The sequence below is a fragment of the Streptomyces sp. NPDC054847 genome, from assembly GCF_053610925.1.
The window spans coordinates 1-2,552 of sequence record NZ_JBSGZJ010000671.1; the positions used below are offsets into that span (position 1 = coordinate 1).

At 70.4% G+C, this 2,552-nt stretch carries 1 protein-coding gene; it reads right to left on the reverse strand.

Annotation, left to right across the window (positions count from 1 at the left end):
- Positions 1 to 130: 130 nt before the first annotated feature.
- Positions 131 to 2,362 carry an RNA degradosome polyphosphate kinase gene (locus ACWGH4_RS34005; RefSeq protein ID WP_453467643.1) on the reverse strand — a complete coding sequence of 744 codons (2,232 nt, stop codon included), beginning with the start codon at positions 2,360 to 2,362 and terminating at the stop codon, positions 131 to 133.
- Positions 2,363 to 2,552: the final 190 nt, after the last annotated feature.

The following is a 2,552-nucleotide window of genomic DNA, read 5'->3' on the forward strand; positions in this document are numbered from 1 at the left end:
GGCCGCCGTCTCCGCGCCGCTCTCACCGTGCCGGCGCAGACTGCGCAGGAAGTCGGCGGCCTGGGCGTGGAGGTAGTGGGCCACCGCCTCGCCCGCCGTGCCCGCGACGACGGTGTCCGGCCGGGAAAGTTCAGGGCTGTGCACGCCGGCGCCTCCGGGCGTCTATGAGCATCTCCTGTACGTGCCGCAGCGGCTGGCCGTCGGAGTCCGTCCCATGCCGGGTCCACGCGCCGTCCGGGCCGAGGTGCCAGGAGGCGGTGGTGTCGGACATGCCGGTCTCGAAGAGCCTGGTGAGGGCCGCGCGGTGGTACGGGTCGGTGACCCGTACCAGCGCCTCGATGCGGCGATCGAGGTTCCTGTGCATCATGTCGGCGCTGCCGAACCACACTTCGGGCTCGCCGCCGTTGCCGAAGGCGAAGACCCGGGAGTGCTCCAGGAAGCGGCCGAGGATCGAACGGACCCGGATGTTCTCCGAGAGGCCGGTCACACCGGGGCGTATCGCGCAGATGCCGCGCACCCAGATGTCCACCGGCACGCCTGCCATCGCCGCCCGGTAGCAGGCGTCGATGATCGCCTCGTCCACCATCGAGTTGACCTTGATGCGGACGTAGGCGGGGCGTCCCGCGCGGTGGTGGACGATCTCCTTGTTGATCCGTGAGATCAGGCCGTCGCGCAGCGACTTCGGCGCGACCAGCAGCCTGCGGTACGTCTCGCGGCGCGAGTAGCCGGACAGCCGGTTGAACAGGTCGGAGAGGTCCGCGCCGACCTGCGGGTCGGCGGTCAGCAGCCCCAGGTCCTCGTAGAGCCGGGCGGTCTTCGGGTGGTAGTTGCCGGTGCCGACGTGCGAGTAGCGCCGCAGCGTCTCGCCCTCCTGCCGGACCACGAGCGACAGCTTGCAGTGGGTCTTCAGGCCGACGAGCCCGTAGACGACGTGGCAGCCGGACTCCTCGAGCTTGCGCGCCCACTTGATGTTGGCCTGCTCGTCGAAGCGTGCCTTGATCTCGACGAGGACGAGGACCTGCTTGCCGGATTCGGCGGCGTCGATCAGCGCGTCCACTATCGGGGAGTCGCCGGACGTTCGGTACAGCGTCTGCTTGATCGCGAGGACGTCGGGGTCGCCGGCGGCCTGCTCCAGGAAGGCCTGGACGGACGTCGAGAAGGAGTCGTACGGATGGTGCAGCAGCACGTCCCGTTCGCGCAGCGCCATGAAGATGTCGGGCGCGGACGCCGACTCGACCTCGGCCAGGTCGCGGTGGGTGCCCGCGATGAACTTGGGGAACTTCAGTTCCGGCCGGTCCAGCGCCGAGATGCCGAAGAGTCCCGTGAGGTCCAGCGGTCCGGGCAGCGGGTACACCTCGGCGTCGGACACCTTCAGCTCGCGCACCAGCAGGTCGAGCACGTACGGGTCGATCGACTCCTCGACCTCGAGGCGCACCGGCGGACCGAAGCGGCGCCGCATGAGCTCCTTCTCCAGCGCCTGGAGGAGGTTCTCCGCGTCGTCCTCCTCGACCTCCAGGTCCTCGTTCCGGGTGACCCGGAACATGTGGTGGGCGAGGACCTCCATCCCCGGGAACAGCTCCTCGAGGTGCGCCGCGATGACGTCCTCCAGGGGCACGTACCGCTGGGGCGAGGCCTCCAGGAAGCGGGACAGCAGCGGCGGGACCTTGACCCGGGCGAAGTGGCGGTGCCCGCTGACGGGGTTGCGCACCACGACGGCGAGGTTGAGGGAGAGGCCCGAGATGTACGGGAAGGGGTGCGCGGGGTCCACGGCCAGCGGGGTCAGGACGGGGAAGATCTGCTGCCGGAAGAGCGTGAAGAGGCGGGCCTGCTCCTTCTCCGTCAGGTCGGGCCAGCGGATCAGGTGGATGCCCTCGTCGGCCAGGGCGGGGGCGACGTCCTGCTGGTAGCAGGCGGCGTGCCGGGCCATGAGTTCGCGCGAGCGGGTCCAGATCAGGTCGAGGACCTCGCGGGGCTGGAGGCCCGAGGCCGAACGCGTGGCGACGCCCGTCGCGATCCGGCGCTTCAGGCCGGCGACGCGGACCATGAAGAACTCGTCCAGGTTGGACGCGAAGATCGCGAGGAAGTTGGCGCGTTCCAGCAGCGGTGTGGCCGGGTCCTCCGCGAGCTCGAGGACCCGCTCGTTGAACGCGAGCCAGCTGCGCTCGCGGTCGAGGAACCGCCCCTGGGGCAGCTCCGTGCCGAGCGTCGACTCCGGGTCCTCCTGGTACGAGTCGAGGTCGGCGTCGAGGTCGGGCTCGAGATCGGAGACCGTGGCGGCGACGGTGTGCGGCCGGTGCGCGGCTATGGACGCGACGGACGGCTGGGGGTGCTGGACCGGGACCTCGGCGGGCTGCTGGCTCATGGGCCCATTGTTCCGCGCGAGAGGCGTCGACGGCGCGTCGGAGAGGGCCGGGGCGAGACGTTTTCTCCCGTTGGGGGAGGCGGGCACAGCGGGCTGCATTGGGCGAGGGTCGCAAGGGCGTCTGAATGCCCGGTAACAAGGACATGACGTGAGGGAAAGCGCAGTACGGCCCCCGGGGGTCGCTCCCCGG

Coding starts and splice junctions, on each gene's coding strand:
- ACWGH4_RS34005 (WP_453467643.1), bottom strand. CDS start 2,362: ATGAGCCAGCAGCCCGCCGAGGTCCCGGTCCAGCACCCCCAGCCGTCC.